Here is a 14,344-nt window from a genome sequence, read left to right on the forward strand (position 1 = left end):
AGTAAATGGGAACGAAAAAAGTACTTTCGATTTTAATTGCGGGAATTATGGCGTTTTCCAGCCTGTCCGGATGCGGCACACCGTCCCCGTCGGGCAGTTCCGGTTCCGCGTCGGGAAACACGCAGACTTCATCGGCCGGCGGAGCAAAAACTTTGAATCTGGCCGTCCCAACCGCTGTTATGTCACTTGACCCGCTGATTGCGGGCGACTCAGTTTCCATGGACATCATATCCAATATTGATGAAGGCCTTTTCGTTGTAGACGCGGACGGAAACATTCAGCCCGGTCTGTGCAAAAACTACGAAGTAAGCAAGGATCAGCTCACCTATACCTTCCACCTCCGCGACGGCATTACCTGGAACAACGGGGAACCGGTCACGGCGCAGGACTTTGTTTACGCATGGCAGCGCAACGCTACCGCAACCGGAGATCTGTCTGCATTCCAGTATCAGATTGAGATGGCTGCCATCAAGAATCAGGCTGAAGTCATCAGCAAAAAGCTCCCGGTCGATAAACTGGGCGTTAAAGCGCCGGACAATAAGACCATCCAGCTGGAACTGGAGCATCCTGTACCCTTCCTGCTGAATCTGCTGGCTTTCACTCCGTGGGTACCGGTTAACCAGGCGTTTCTCGAATCGCAGGGAGATAAATTCGGCGTTACAAAGGATAATATCCTTTACAATGGACCTTACTATATTTCAAACTATGAAGTGGGCGGCAACACAATCACACTGACCAAAAATCCAAAGTATTGGGATGCTGACAAGGTAGACGTCGGTACGGTTATCATTCAGGTGATTTCGGATACTCAGCAGGCGGTTATGTCCTATAAGAACAACACGGTGGATAATGTTGAGCTGACGGGGGATCTTGTCAGCCAAAACTCTTCGGATCCTGAATTTTCCAGTGTGTTGGGCCCATACAATTATTACTTATTATTTAATACCAAAATTGCAGGGCTTGACAACAAAGATTTCCGCCAGGCCATCGCCTATGCGATTGACCGAAAATCTTTATGCAGCAATGTGCTGAACAATGGTTCCGTACCTGCTTATAACATGACGATGAAGGGTCTGTGTTCAAATTCCGGCGGCAAAGATTTTACAGAGGCCAGCGGCCAGTATTTCGAGTATAATCCCCAAAAGGCAAAAGAATCGTGGGCAAAGGCTAAGGCGGAAACGAAGCTGCGCGAAGTTACCATTGTTTACGATCAGGAGAAGGATTTTGCGGCCAATACCTGTACCTTTATTAAGTCCGCGCTGGAAAGTACGCTGGACGGCTTGACTGTAAATATTGAGGCTACTCCGAAAAAGAACCGTCTTCAGAAAGAGGCCGACCACAATTACCAGATTTGTCTGCATGCATGGGGCCCCGACTACTCCGACCCCACCGCGATTCTGGCAATGTATAAGTCCAACCATCCCTCGAACTACAGCCAATGGAACAACAAAGAGTTCGATACGCTGTATGACAAAGCAAATTCTGCCGATGCCGGCAATGAGGCCGCGCGCTGGCAGGATCTGATTCAGTGTAATAATATCTGCACCGAACAAGCGGTTTGTGTCCCGATTTTCCAGACCGGTTTCGCACAGCTGACCCGCAAGACCGTCAGCGGCCTGAGCAATCATCTGACGGGTGTAAAATGCTTCTACAAGTTTGTAAAAATCAAGTAATCCGCTTTTCGTGTTGACGCTGTAAAAGCAGGTGCATTTCCAAACAGGAGGGTGCCTTAATCCGGTACCCTTCTTTGTATTTGCAGACCTGCTGCAAAAAGGAGTTACACAATGAAGAAATATGTTCTGAAACGGGCGGCTATTTCGGTGATTACGGTATTTGTTATCTTGTTTCTTTTGTTTATGCTGCTGAATCTGATGCCCGGGTCGCCCTTCAATAATCAGGAAAAACTCAGCCCGGAGCAAATCCAGCAGATGAAGGAATTCTATGGGCTGGATAAACCGGTGCTGCAGCGCTTTTTCATTTATTTATGGAATATGCTTCACGGCGACTTCGGCGTTTCCTATAACATCCAGGTAAATATGCCCATCAGCGATATGGTTTTCAGCCGTCTGGGCGTCACGCTCGCCATCGGCTTGCAGGCAGGCATTCTGGGTACGCTGATAGGCCTTATGTTGGGAATTGTGGCGGCTCTCCACCGCAGAACGGTATGGGACAGCCTTACGACCGTCATTTCGGTTCTGGGCGTCAGCCTGCCTTCCTTTGTATTTGCACTGCTGCTCTCTTATTTTCTCGGATTCAAATACCGGCTGTTTCCTCTTCTGTACAACTCGGCCATGCCGCTGGTATCCACCGTTTTGCCGACGATCGCATTGTCCATGTTTACGATCGCCAGCGTGGCACGCTATACCCGCACCGAGATGATCAGTGTGATGGCGTCGGATTACATGATGCTGGCGGAATCAAAGGGCCTGCCGAGGACGAAACTGATCGTAAGCCATGTGCTGCGCAATACAATGATCAGCGTCATTACCGTACTGGTTCCGCTGCTGGTAAACCTGATGACCGGAAGCCTGGTGGTGGAAAAGGCGTTCAGCGTTCCCGGACTGGGCAGCCTGTATATCACGGCAATACAGTCCAATGATTACAACGTCGTACTGGCCATCAGCTTTATTTACAGTGTTATGTTCATCGCCGCGATGCTGCTGGTGGATATTTTATACGGAATCATCGATCCCCGAATTCGGTTGGCAAAGGAGTAATGAAGATGGACGACAGCAAATTTTGCCTTTGTACCAAAGAACATACGGAAGAGGCGGAGAAGGAATACGCCAACAATTCCTATGCAAAAGAAGCACTGTATCATTTTGTCGCGAATAAAGGGGCGGTAATCAGCGTGTTCGTCATCGTCATCATTATCCTGCTGGCGATTATTGCACCCATTCTCAGCCCCTATTCTTATAAAGACGTGCAGTCCCAGTTCAGCAACCTGCCGCCGCGCATTCCCGGGCTGGAACAGCTTGGCGTTTTCAATGGCTGCCGGGACGGCGTTAATGTATACGCCCAGAAGAGCGCGCTGAACCAGTATCACTTTTTCGGAACGGACAACCTTGGCCGCGATATCTGGACCCGTGTTTGGTGCGGCACCCGGATTTCTTTGCTCATCGCGGGTGCGGCGGTTTTAATTGATGTGTTCATCGGCGTGATCTACGGCCTTGTTTCCGGCTATTTCGGCGGAAAAACGGATATCATTATGCAGCGCATTACGGAAGTCCTCAGCAGTTTGCCGCAGTTGGTTATTGTTACGCTGATGCTGGTAGTCATGAAACCGGGTCTTACAAACATCATCATTGCGCTGATGATCACCGGATGGATCAATATGAGCCGGATTGTACGGGCACAGGTGCTGAAATATAAAAATCAGGAATTTGTGCTGGCCGCCCGCACACTGGGAGTGAGCAACAGGGGAATCATTTTTAAGGAAATCCTGCCGAATACCCTTGGACAAATCATTATAACCTTCATGTTCTCCATTCCTAACGCCATTTTCCTTGAAGCGTTTCTCGCTTTCGTGGGGCTTGGTGTTCCGGCGCCCATCGCTTCACTGGGCTCAATGATCAATGACGGTTATAAATCAGCCATGACTTATCCGTATATGGTAATGGCGCCGGTCGTCGTGCTGGCATTGCTGATGCTGGGATTCAATCTGTTCTCAGACGGCCTGCGCGATGCGATAGACCCACAAATGAAACAGACATAAGGGGGCGCGTTTATGTCAGAAAGAAAACAGATCCTTAAAATAAGGGATCTTTCGGTATCTTTCCATACGGCCAACGGTCTCGTCAGAGCGGTGCGTGGGCTGAATATGGATGTTTACAAAGGGGAAACGGTTGCCATTGTGGGCGAATCCGGAAGCGGAAAGTCGGTAACTGTAAAAGAGGTTATGGGGATTCACACTCCGAACGAGGTGATTGAAGGAGGCTCCATTGCCTTTACCTATGATAGCGGCAGCGGAGAAAAAACGGTGGATTTGCTTACAATTTCTCCTCATTTCATGCAGAATCAGCTAAAGGGGAAACACATCGCCATGGTCTTTCAGGACCCTATGACCTCGCTGGACCCCACGATGACCATTGGCAAACAGCTGATGGAAGGGATGATGCTGCATCTGCACCTTAGCCGCAAAGAAGCTGCCGGGCGCGCTGTGGAGCTTTTGCAAATGGTTGGAATCAGCGACCCCGAAAAAAGGCTGAAAAACTATCCGCATCAACTGTCCGGCGGTATGCGCCAGCGCGTTGTCATTGCCATTGCTCTCTCCTGCGACCCGGACCTCCTGATCTGCGATGAGCCTACAACTGCGCTGGATGTCACCATTCAGGCGCGCATTTTGCAGCTGATTATGGATTTGCAGAAGAAATTCAATATTTCTGTTATTTTCATTACCCATAATCTGGGCGTCGTAGCGAAGGTGGCGGATTATGTCAATGTAATGTATGCCGGAAAAATTATTGAAACAGGAAGAACCGAAGACGTTTTCTTCGATCCGCGCCACCCTTATACATGGGGACTTCTTTCAAGTATGCCGGATCTTTCCGGCAATAAGGAGGATCGGCTCTACACCATTCAGGGAAACCCGCCCAATCTGCTCAATGAGATCAAAGGCGATGCGTTTGCTCCGCGTAATCCTTACGCGCTCGAGATCGACTTTGAGGAGGAACCGCCGATGTTTAAGATCAACAGTCATCATCAGGCGGCTACGTGGCTGCTGGATCCCCGCTCTCCCAAGGTGGAAATGCCGGATCAGCTGCGCAGGCGCATCGAAATCATGAAAAGGGAGGATGCGTCAAATGGCGGAAACTAAGGAGCCGCTCCTGATGGTGCGCGGACTGAAACAATATTTTCGCGTCAGCAAGACTTTCACGGTAAAAGCGGTAGATGATATCTCCTTTGATATTTTTCCGGGCGAGACCTACGGTTTGGTAGGGGAGTCCGGCAGCGGCAAGTCCACCACCGGTCAGGCGATTATACGCCTGTATGAACCTACGGCCGGCAGGATTGTTTTCAACGGGGAGGACATCAGCGGTAATCTGTCCAAACAGCAGTCCGCCATGCTGCGTACCAACATGCAGATGGTTTTTCAGGATCCGATGGCTTCGCTGAACCCCTATAAAAAGATTATAGACACCATTGCGATGGGTTTGGATGCCCGGTTTCCGCACATGGAGACCAAAGAAAGGAATGAGCGGGTTTATACAATCATGGAAAAGGTAGGCCTTTCCAAATCGCAGGCGAACCGTTACCCCACGCAGTTTTCCGGCGGGCAGCGGCAGCGTGTCGGGCTGGCCCGCGCCCTGATCATGAACCCGAAGCTCATTATTGCCGACGAAGCCATCAGCGCACTGGACGTTTCCATTCAGGCGCAGGTGGTCAACCTGATGAAGGATGTCCAGCAGGAGACCGGCACAGCCTATCTTTTTATCGCGCATGACCTTTCGATGGTACGCTATATTTCCGACCATATCGGGGTAATGCATCTCGGCCATCTGGTTGAAACCGGCTGTACCGAAGAAATATTCGAAAACCCTGTCCATCCTTACACGAAGTCCCTTCTTTCCGCTATTCCGCGCATGAATCCGCATGTTGAGCGGGGGCGCCGTCCTATGGAATACGACCCAAAGGCTTTTCATATCCGCTACACGGAAGGTACTGCACACAGCCTGACGGAGACCCACCGTGTGCTGGCAACCGATACGGAATTTGCCGAATGGACACAATGAAAGCCCTGCGGTGCCCGGTTCCCGAAAATCTATTTTGAAAGGAATTTTCGTTTGTGTTTTCTGTATTTTTGCTGTAATATATATTCTATAAATAATAGTAAAAGATTGGGTGAACGTAATTGCTGCAGACGAACCAGCCGAAACCGCTGTATCTACAGTTGGAAGATGACATTAAGCAGAACATACGCTTTAAAAAGTACGCAGTAGGGGATCAGATGCCCAGCGAAGAAGAGCTTTGCAGCCAATATGGCGTCAGCCGTATTACGGTGAGGCGTGCCATTCAAAGCCTTGTGGATATGGGCCTTCTGGAAAAGCATCGCGGAAAAGGAACTTTTGTTGCGGTGCCGAAACATGTCGTTTTAGCCAGCAGCCACGGCGGCTTTTCCAGTTACCTTGAAAAGGAAGGCCGTCATTCGCAGCAGAAGATTTTAGACAAGGTTTACCGGTTTGCCGATGCACATGAAGCGGCGATGCTGGACGTCAGCGAGGGCGACAGGATCATTTATATTAAGCGCCTCATATTCGAGGATGAATTCCCGCTGGCAATTGACGAGCTTATTGTTTCCCCGGAACGTTTTCCCGACCTGATGAGTCTTTTCGAAAGCAACGTTTCCTTATATAATCTGCTGTCCGAGCATTATCATGTGGATTTTGGAAATTCGGAAGTTATGCTGGACGTTTCCACTGCAAAAATCGAGGAAGCACACCTGCTTTGCTGCACTGTCGGAAATCCGCTGTTTATTCTGCGCAAGCAGATGATGGATACGCATGGCGTGCCCATCCACTATTCCAAATCCATTGTCCGCGGCGACCGCGTTACTTACCGGTTAAAGGCGGACAGCGACGTTTTGACGATGACCTGCCAGCCGAACGAACCGGCGAATTCAGATTTGGTTCGGAAATGAATACTCAATTTTCAAAAGGAATCCGATTTAAACCGGATTCCTTTTTTGCTCTGCTTAACAGGGGAGTTGGGAGGAAAACGCCACTTAAAAAGCAAGAGACCGTATCGCGGTATTTCCGCGTTCTGCTACGGTCCCTCAATTTATCTTATTCTTAATTTTTCCTCAATCAATTTTGCCGGCAGAATAGAAAACTTTTCCCATCCAATTGAAATGGGCTTCGATTATGCTATACTAAATAAAAAATGTACGAAAAGGCTGTTTATTTATAAAAAGATTCTGTAGAGAAAGAAGGGCTTATATGGCTAATATCGTAAAGGTAATTTATGTACCGCTGGATGAAAGGCCTGCAACTACTATTTTCCTCAAATAATCTTTTTTCAACTGGGACGGCGTATTTTACATTCACTTTGGCGTAAAGCTGGATCAGCTTGCATTTACGCTATAAACCAACATATAGGAGTAAACAGAATGCGAAACGATGAAATTTTACAGCGAATAAAGGGCGGGCTGGTTGTATCCTGTCAGGCACTGGAGGGCGAACCGCTTCACAGCTCGTATATCATGGGCAGAATGGCCTTTGCCGCGTATGAGGGCGGTGCGGTGGCAATTCGCGCCAACACCCCGGAGGATATCCGGGAAATCAAGAAGACGGTCGGCCTTCCGGTAATCGGTCTGCACAAAGTGGATTATCCGGACAGCGAAATCTACATCACGCCGACCATGAAGGAAATTGACGGGCTGATTCAGGCCGGATGTGACATTATTGCAATCGATGCCACAAAACGCATCCGCCCCAAGGGCCAGACGCTGGACGAACTGTTCCGGCAGGCGCGAAGCAAATATCCGGACCAGTTGTTTATGGCGGATACTTCCTGTTATGAGGAGGGACTGCACGCCCAGGAACTGGGGTTTGATTTGGTTGGAACCACAATGTCCGGGTATACCGAATATACAAAAGGAACGGTCTTGCCGAATTATGATTTAATGAAAAGATATGTGGATACACTGAACATTCCGGTTGTTGCAGAGGGCGGAATCTGGTCGCCGGAGCAGCTTCACAAAGCGTTTGCAGCCGGTGTGTGGACCGCCGTCGTCGGAACCGCGATTACAAGGCCGAGAGAGATTACACGGCGTTTTGTGAATGCCTTATCTTAAAGCTTTGTTCTGCCGTCCGCTGCGCCTCAAGGCAGGCGGGTATGATACGTTTGTCCGTTGTATGAAGAAGCGGCGGATATTCCAAACCGCCCTGACAAAACTGCTTCCGATCTACCGGGCTGCTTTTTGATAAACCTATGCCAATCTGGTGTTTGCACAGGAAAGCGAGGTCACTGTTCGAAACAGTGACCTCGCTTTCGCTAACTGAAATTTCTGACTTGTTATTTTATATTATCTTTTTTCAGAATCGAAACACCGGTATCAACCTGCGTTTTGTCAATGCTTTCGCCCTTAACTGCCTTAACCGCTGCTTTCATGCCTTCATAGCCCATGACATCCGGATTCTGAGCCATTGTGCAAAGGAGAGAGCCATCTTTAATTAAAGAGAAAATGGAGTCGGACTTATCAAAACCGATACCGACGATATCCTTTTTGCCGGAACCTTTAATGGCATTGCCGGCGCCAACGGTGCTGCCTTCATTGCATCCGAAGATTCCGACAACGCCTTCGGTTATGTAGTTATCTGCGATATCCTGTGATTTTGTCGCGTCGCCTTCCCCGTACTGGGTCTGGAGCAGGGTATAACCCTTGCCTTCAAATGCGGAACGGAAGCCTTTTTCACGGGCAACAGTGGACGCGGTAGCGGAATTGACATTGACAATACCGATCTTGCCGTCCTTTTTGCCTGCCGCTGTCAGAGCATCAAGCATTTGCTGGCCTGCAATTTTACCGGCCTGTTCGTTATCGGTAGCAAATGTCGCTACGCCTTCCGTCTTTGCGGGGGAGTCAACGTAAATGATCTTGATTCCCTTCGACTTTGCGTCTTCCAGCGTCTTTGAAATCGCGTCCGGGCCGTTCGCAGCGATCATGATTGCGTCTGCCTGGTCGGCAATTGCGTTATTTACACGCTCGATCTGCTGCGCATCGTCCTTCTTATCCGGAGCCATCCATTTATAATCTACGTTTCCAAGTTCTTCAACCGCTTTCTTAGCGCCTTTGTCAACGGATACCCAGTGCTGATCCAAACTGTCCATTGTGATCAGAATAACTTTCACCTTTTTGTCGGAAGCCGGGGCTGCTGCGGATTCCGCCTTTGCGTCAGGAGCAGATGCGGGGGCGTTTGTCGGCTGACTGCAGCCAGCCACTGACATTGCTGCCATGGCAGCGCATAGTAGAATAGCGAAGATTCTTTTTTTCATTACATAAACCTCCCGAATTTTATAAATTAAAGCTTTCCGCTTTAACTTCCCTGTGATGTACCGGATACGGAGTTGGAATGATTCGATTTTTTTGACTTTCTCGGTTTCCCGGTTCGGATAATGACGTCCAGCAATACGGAGATGATTACAATAATACCGATTACAATATTCCGCATTGCAACCGGAGCGCCTGCAAACTGAAGCCCGTTTTGAAGGGTGCCCCAAATTGCTGCGCCGACAACGGTGCCGATCAGGATGCCTTGGCCGCCGAGGGTGGAAACGCCGCCGATAACGGAAGCCGCAACGGCATACATTTCATACATGTTCCCGGCGTCCATGGTGCCCATACCGGCGGTCGCGCTCGTGATAAGGCCGACGATACCGGCGCAGAACCCGCTTACGACATATACCTTGATGGTAATCAAATCGGTATCGATTCCCGATAATTTGGACGCTTCGATGTTGCTGCCCACCGCATAAATATGACGTCCTGTACGTGTTTTGCTGAGAAGAAAATCAAATACGAGGAACAGGATAACCGCAATCCAGATCGTATTGTAAACACCGAACGTGCTGCCATAGTAAAACAGGTTCCGGTAGCCCTGCGCGGCTTCCCCGATTGCGTCCGTATTGTAATTGTTATTTACAATCTGGGCGACCCCTCTGGCAACCGTCATCGTGCCCAGCGTTGCGATAAAAGGCGGAAGTTTGCACTGTGCAACCAACAGGCCGTTCAGCACGCCCACACCGATGCAGATGAGGATCGTAAGCAGCATGGCGGCCCAGGGATTCATGCCTTTTGTCATCAAGGTGGCGGAAATCATACAGCTCATGCCGACGACGGAACCAATGGACAAGTCGATATTTCCGGTAATGAGAACATAGGACTGGCCGATGCCGATAATCAGGATCGGCGCAACCTGGCGGAGCAGGTTGCCGACATTTCTTGCCGAATAAAAAGACGGGCTTAAAAGTCCAAAAACAATCCACAGGGCAATGAGCCCGATTGTCACGGTAATGACCTGGCCCATGCCGCGGATGGCCATGACCTTCTTCCAAACATTTTGTTTTTCTCTGTTTTCCATTTCAAACGCTCTCCCGACATTATTAAGTTACTATACCGCTTCTTTTTGCGCGAATTTTGAATCAAACTTTGTTGCGTATTGCAGGATGATATCCTGCGTTGCTTCCTCAATTTCAAGTTCGCCGGTGATCTTTCCGTCGCACATAACCAGAATCCGGTCGCTGATTCCCATGATTTCCGGCATTTCAGAAGATACAAAGAGTACGCCGATTCCCTGCATTTTTAATTCGTTCATCAGGTTGTAGATTTCGACTTTCGCGGCTACGTCGATTCCTCTGGTCGGCTCGTCAAAAATAACCACGCGTGAATTGCGTGCCAGCCATTTTGCAACAACCAACTTCTGCTGATTCCCTCCGGAAAGCGTTGCTGCGTCAACATCCGCATTCGGCAGCTTAATCTGCAAATCGTTTACCGCTTTTTCGGTCATTGCTTTTTCTTTTTTCCGGTCTATCACGCCAATCCCATTGCTCAGTAAATCCAGATTGGGGAGGGAGATGTTCTCCGTCACGCTGAGCTTGACGCACAGTCCGTCTTTTTTGCGGTCCTCCGGGGCGAGTACAATCCCCGCGCGAATGGCGTCCATCGGCTTTTTGATATCAATTTGTTTACCGTCCAGAAAGATTTCTCCCGATTCCTTCGGATCCACTCCGAAAATGGCCCTTGTTGTTTCGGTACGCCCGGCGCCCATCAAGCCGGCAATTCCCACGATTTCTCCTTCGTACAGGCTAAAATTAACGTCGCGTACCATTTTTCCGGCGTTCAGATTCTTTACTTCAAAAATCTTTTTACCGCGGCTGCACGGAACGCGCGGGAATTTTTCCTTGATTTCGTGGCCGACCATGTTGGAGATGATTTCCGCCATGTCGGTATCCGAAAAATTCATGGATGTAATGAATTTTCCGTCGCGCATAATCGTGACGCGGTCAACGATATATTGTAACTCTTCAAGACGGTGGGATATGTATATAATCGCGCATCCTTCCGCTTTCAATTTTTTTATGATTTTGAATAAATCCTCAATTTCATTGGAGGTTAGTGCGGAAGTCGGTTCGTCCATAATCAGTATTTTTGCGTTTGTGGATAGCGCTTTCGCAATTTCAACCATTTGCTGCTTGGAAATGGCAAGGTCGCCTACGATTGTGGCCGGATCGATCTCCATGTTCAGCCGGTTTAAGATCACCTTTGCTTTCTGATTCATTTCCCGGTTGGAGAGAACACCGGAATGGGTTTCCTCCCGTCCCAGAAAAATATTTTCGGCGACAGAAAGATGCGCGCACATATTTAATTCCTGATGGATAATGGCCACGCCCAGTTCCTGTGCTTTTTTCGGCGTTAAATCCTCCACAGGATTACCGAATAGCTTTATTTCTCCTTCGTCCTTTGTGTAAACGCCGCTTAAGACTTTTACCAGGGTCGATTTTCCCGCGCCGTTTTCACCCAGCAAAGCCATGACTTCTCCTGCTTTAACGTTGAAAGAAACGTCATCCAGCGCTTTTACGCCAGGGAAGCTTTTGCTGATATGGGTCAGCTCGGCTATGTAATCCCCCATTCAAACTCACCTGTCCTTATCGTTCTTTTCTGTTTAAAGTATAGCATTGATTTTCGATTCCTTTAAGGGGGGTGGATTTCGATTTAGGGGGGTAAAATTCTGTTTTTTTATATTGATTCGCTATATACTGAAAAATTTGTTGAATGATTTTGTCTGAAATAGAGTAAGGAACCGCTGAAATCCGGCATACATTCTTCTGACGGTGCATCCGGACGGTCAAGCGGTTCCTTAAAGAACAATTCCCTCGGAGCTGAATTTTTTGAATTCCGGCCGGTAATACTCGCCGCTGAGGCGGCCCTTCTTTAATAAGATCAGTTTGTCCGCAACAACAAGGGAATCTGCAATATTCACGGAAAGAATAACAACCGTGGTCCCATTTTTTTTGATTTGGCTTAAGAGTTCGATTAAATGCTTCCTCAAATACATATCCGCACCGGCAAAGGGCTGGACAAAAAATACGATTTTGGGATGAAAAAGCTGCAATCTGTAATAGATCAGGTCATAAAGCGACTGCTTATTCAGGTTCATAATATTCTGCTCATAAAGATCCCCGCCAATTACAGGTTCATATTCGCGGATAATGCTTTTGATAATCCGTTTGCTCAGCCGGATTCCGTTTGGTTTTTGGTCAAGCAGAAAGCACAGGTTGTCGATGTAGCTCATTTCCTCAAAAAGCATGGTATGGATGGGGTCTTCCCCGACAAAAGCCATACCGCTTTTTAACGGATCCGATGCCTTTTGCGGGCTGTAGACTGCATCTTCCCAGAATATATTTCCGCTGTCCGGTTTTCGTGTTCCGTTCATAAGCTGCATAATATCCGACAGCGCCGTGTTGTCGGTATCAAATAATACCGCGCACTCACCTTTTGCCACTGAAAAGGACAAATGATTTAATTTTTCAGTGCAGACGTCCTTAAAAGAAAGAATATTTACCGTATGGTACCGCATTTCGGCGTTTCTCTTAAAATCGCTGAATTCCCCGATGTAAAACGGTACCATGTTATCATTGAGGAATTCATCCTGATTGAACACCTTTAGAATTTTTCCGTCCTTCATCAGGGACATGCGGTTGCATATCTTAAATGCTTCCTCATGATGGTTACAGATATATAAAAAGGAGATTCCCTTTTTACTGTAATACCTTAAAAAATTATGCAGCTTTATTAAATCGGCCGCACTGACACGGTTGCTGATATCCATGATTACGATTAGCTTGGCCCCCATGATGACGGCGCGTAAAAGTTCCACGACGCATTTTTCGTAAGGGCTTAAATTGGCTACAAGGTCGTTTCCGTCGATGTCAGGCTCGATTTCTTTTAAAAACCGGTTCAGCTGGTCATTCAGTACGTTGTGGTTAATAATATATTTTTTAAAACCCCTGCGCAGTACGAACACATTGTCCGCAACGCTCAAATCCTCAACCAGACGGCTTTTTTGTTCAATGACGGCGATCTTGTTCAAGGTAAGCGGACTGTGCTGGTAACTGTTGACCAGAACCTCGTCAAAATAAACGCGGCCGTAATGGATAGGAAGGTTTTGACTGATCAGATTGATAAGAGATTCCCTGCCGTTGGCGTTAATGCAGACAAGCCCCATGATTTCGCCCTTGAAAATATGGAGGTTAAAGTTATCCAGCAGCGCGGTTTCATCCTCCATAATCGTAACCTGTTCCAGCCGGAGTATTTCATTTTTCATTTTATCCGGTCCCCTTCTAACAGAGGGAGCGTAATTTCAACATCCGTTCCAACGTTTAAGGTGCTGTACATACAGATTCCGTATTCCTCTCCGAACAGCAGCTTAATCCGGTTGTTGACGTTCACGGTGGCAATCCCGTTGTGCGTTTCGTCGTTCGGCTTAATATATTCCAGCGTCGTCCGGTTCAGTTTGTCGTTGATTTCCCGGAGCCGCTCTTCCGTCATGCCGACCCCGTTGTCGGATATCGTGATGATCAGCCTGGAAGCGGTTGTTTCGATTCGAATCCGCACAGTACCCTTTCCGATCTTCCGCTCAATGCCATGGTATATGGCGTTTTCCACGATCGGCTGAAGGGTGAGCTTGGGAAGCTTGCAGGCCATGATTTTCATTTCATTTTCCGGGTCGTCGTATTCTACGCTGAGATTGAGCCGTTCCCCGAAGCGGTAACGCTGAATGATATAATAATTCTTTACATTCGCCAGTTCGTCCTCCAGAAGTACCAGATTTTCAACATTGGATATGGTATAGCGGAAAAAGGTGGCGAGAGCTTCCGCCATATTGGATACATTCTCCAAACCCGCGTTCAATGTTTCGCCGCGGATGCCCTCGAGCGTATTGTAAAGAAAATGCGGATTGATCTGGTTTTGCAAGGCAAGGTACTGCGCCTGCTTTTTCGACGCGTTGACAAGCTCATCCGTATTGATTATTTTTTCAACCTTTTTGGTAATTTCCTCAATTTCCGGGCTTAGAAGCACACCCTGGTCGAAAAGGGACCGGACGGAGTAGCCGGATAAAAACAGCTTCAGGGATTTGGCGTTCTCCTGATACGGCCGGTAGATCCACCAGTAAAAAGCATATACAACGGCGCTGAAAGCCAAATAGCCCAGCAGGACGGTAATCGGATTTCTGCTCCATTGAATGGAATCGATCGTGATAATAATCAAAAAAAGGAATAACAGCGCAAACAAAACGGCGAACAGGATAAAGACCCGAAAGGATAAATACATCGATTTTTTTCTTCTCAT

12 protein-coding genes are annotated in these 14,344 nt (G+C 48.2%); 7 read left to right on the forward strand and 5 right to left on the reverse strand.

Annotated features, from left to right (window positions below; all coding sequences use genetic code 11):
* Positions 1 to 5 precede the first annotated feature (5 nt).
* The 7 genes from OUY18_RS04470 to OUY18_RS04500 all read left to right on the forward strand — a co-directional run bounded on the left by OUY18_RS04470 (position 6) and on the right by OUY18_RS04500 (position 7,792).
* Positions 6 to 1,673, forward strand: a complete 1,668-nt coding sequence (locus tag OUY18_RS04470) for a peptide ABC transporter substrate-binding protein (protein ID WP_268057523.1) — start codon at positions 6 to 8, stop codon at positions 1,671 to 1,673.
* Between the two features lie 111 nt (positions 1,674 to 1,784).
* Entirely contained in the window at positions 1,785 to 2,717 is a 933-nt protein-coding gene (locus OUY18_RS04475) for an ABC transporter permease (RefSeq protein WP_268057524.1), read from the forward strand.
* Positions 2,718 to 2,722: 5 nt separating this feature from the next.
* Positions 2,723 to 3,715 carry an ABC transporter permease gene (locus tag OUY18_RS04480; RefSeq protein ID WP_268057525.1) on the forward strand — a complete coding sequence of 331 codons (993 nt, stop codon included), beginning with the start codon at positions 2,723 to 2,725 and terminating at the stop codon, positions 3,713 to 3,715.
* Positions 3,716 to 3,727: 12 nt separating this feature from the next.
* Positions 3,728 to 4,816: an ABC transporter ATP-binding protein gene (locus OUY18_RS04485; RefSeq protein ID WP_268057526.1), complete on the forward strand. Its 1,089-nt coding sequence runs from the start codon at positions 3,728 to 3,730 to the stop codon at positions 4,814 to 4,816.
* Positions 4,803 to 5,732, forward strand: coding sequence for an ABC transporter ATP-binding protein (locus OUY18_RS04490; protein ID WP_268057527.1), 930 nt, complete (start codon positions 4,803 to 4,805; stop codon positions 5,730 to 5,732). The genes OUY18_RS04485 and OUY18_RS04490 overlap by 14 nt, the downstream gene beginning before the upstream one ends.
* A gap of 119 nt (positions 5,733 to 5,851) precedes the next feature.
* Positions 5,852 to 6,637, forward strand: a complete 786-nt coding sequence (locus OUY18_RS04495; RefSeq protein WP_268057528.1) for a GntR family transcriptional regulator — start codon at positions 5,852 to 5,854, stop codon at positions 6,635 to 6,637.
* A gap of 468 nt (positions 6,638 to 7,105) precedes the next feature.
* A complete protein-coding gene (locus OUY18_RS04500; protein WP_268057529.1) occupies positions 7,106 to 7,792 on the forward strand; it encodes an N-acetylmannosamine-6-phosphate 2-epimerase in 687 nt (228 codons plus the stop codon).
* 221 nt (positions 7,793 to 8,013) lie between these two features.
* Here the strand turns inward: OUY18_RS04500 and OUY18_RS04505 are convergent, their stop codons facing one another.
* The 5 genes from OUY18_RS04505 to OUY18_RS04525 all read right to left on the reverse strand — a co-directional run bounded on the left by OUY18_RS04505 (position 8,014) and on the right by OUY18_RS04525 (position 14,344).
* The gene (locus OUY18_RS04505) at positions 8,014 to 8,991 is read right to left on the reverse strand and encodes a substrate-binding domain-containing protein (protein WP_268057530.1); all 978 of its coding nucleotides are present in this window, start codon (positions 8,989 to 8,991) and stop codon (positions 8,014 to 8,016) included.
* A 41-nt stretch (positions 8,992 to 9,032) separates the two neighbouring features.
* Positions 9,033 to 10,076 carry an ABC transporter permease gene (locus OUY18_RS04510; RefSeq protein ID WP_268057531.1) on the reverse strand — a complete coding sequence of 348 codons (1,044 nt, stop codon included), beginning with the start codon at positions 10,074 to 10,076 and terminating at the stop codon, positions 9,033 to 9,035.
* A 30-nt stretch (positions 10,077 to 10,106) separates the two neighbouring features.
* Complete coding sequence (locus OUY18_RS04515) at positions 10,107 to 11,624, reverse strand: sugar ABC transporter ATP-binding protein (protein ID WP_268057532.1); 1,518 nt, start codon at positions 11,622 to 11,624, stop codon at positions 10,107 to 10,109.
* Positions 11,625 to 11,852: 228 nt separating this feature from the next.
* On the reverse strand, positions 11,853 to 13,319 hold the full coding sequence (locus OUY18_RS04520; RefSeq protein ID WP_268057533.1) for an ATP-binding cassette domain-containing protein: 1,467 nt from the start codon (positions 13,317 to 13,319) through the stop codon (positions 11,853 to 11,855).
* Entirely contained in the window at positions 13,316 to 14,344 is a 1,029-nt protein-coding gene (locus OUY18_RS04525) for a sensor histidine kinase (protein ID WP_268057534.1), read from the reverse strand. Before OUY18_RS04525 ends, OUY18_RS04520 begins: the two co-directional genes overlap by 4 nt.

The organism is Caproiciproducens galactitolivorans (assembly GCF_026672255.1).
Lineage (GTDB): Bacteria > Bacillota > Clostridia > Oscillospirales > Acutalibacteraceae > Caproiciproducens > Caproiciproducens galactitolivorans_A.

What these genes read in the sequence shown, in the direction of transcription:
- OUY18_RS04470 (WP_268057523.1), top strand. Translation starts at nt 6, where the DNA reads ATGGGAACGAAAAAAGTACTTTCGATTTTAATTGCGGGAATTATGGCG.
- OUY18_RS04475 (WP_268057524.1), top strand. Translation starts at nt 1,785, where the DNA reads ATGAAGAAATATGTTCTGAAACGGGCGGCTATTTCGGTGATTACGGTA.
- OUY18_RS04480 (WP_268057525.1), top strand. Translation starts at nt 2,723, where the DNA reads ATGGACGACAGCAAATTTTGCCTTTGTACCAAAGAACATACGGAAGAG.
- OUY18_RS04485 (WP_268057526.1), top strand. Translation starts at nt 3,728, where the DNA reads ATGTCAGAAAGAAAACAGATCCTTAAAATAAGGGATCTTTCGGTATCT.
- OUY18_RS04490 (WP_268057527.1), top strand. Translation starts at nt 4,803, where the DNA reads ATGGCGGAAACTAAGGAGCCGCTCCTGATGGTGCGCGGACTGAAACAA.
- OUY18_RS04500 (WP_268057529.1), top strand. Translation starts at nt 7,106, where the DNA reads ATGCGAAACGATGAAATTTTACAGCGAATAAAGGGCGGGCTGGTTGTA.
- OUY18_RS04505 (WP_268057530.1), bottom strand. Translation starts at nt 8,991, where the DNA reads ATGAAAAAAAGAATCTTCGCTATTCTACTATGCGCTGCCATGGCAGCA.
- OUY18_RS04510 (WP_268057531.1), bottom strand. Translation starts at nt 10,076, where the DNA reads ATGGAAAACAGAGAAAAACAAAATGTTTGGAAGAAGGTCATGGCCATC.
- OUY18_RS04515 (WP_268057532.1), bottom strand. Translation starts at nt 11,624, where the DNA reads ATGGGGGATTACATAGCCGAGCTGACCCATATCAGCAAAAGCTTCCCT.
- OUY18_RS04520 (WP_268057533.1), bottom strand. Translation starts at nt 13,319, where the DNA reads ATGAAAAATGAAATACTCCGGCTGGAACAGGTTACGATTATGGAGGAT.
- OUY18_RS04525 (WP_268057534.1), bottom strand. Translation starts at nt 14,344, where the DNA reads ATGAGAAGAAAAAAATCGATGTATTTATCCTTTCGGGTCTTTATCCTG.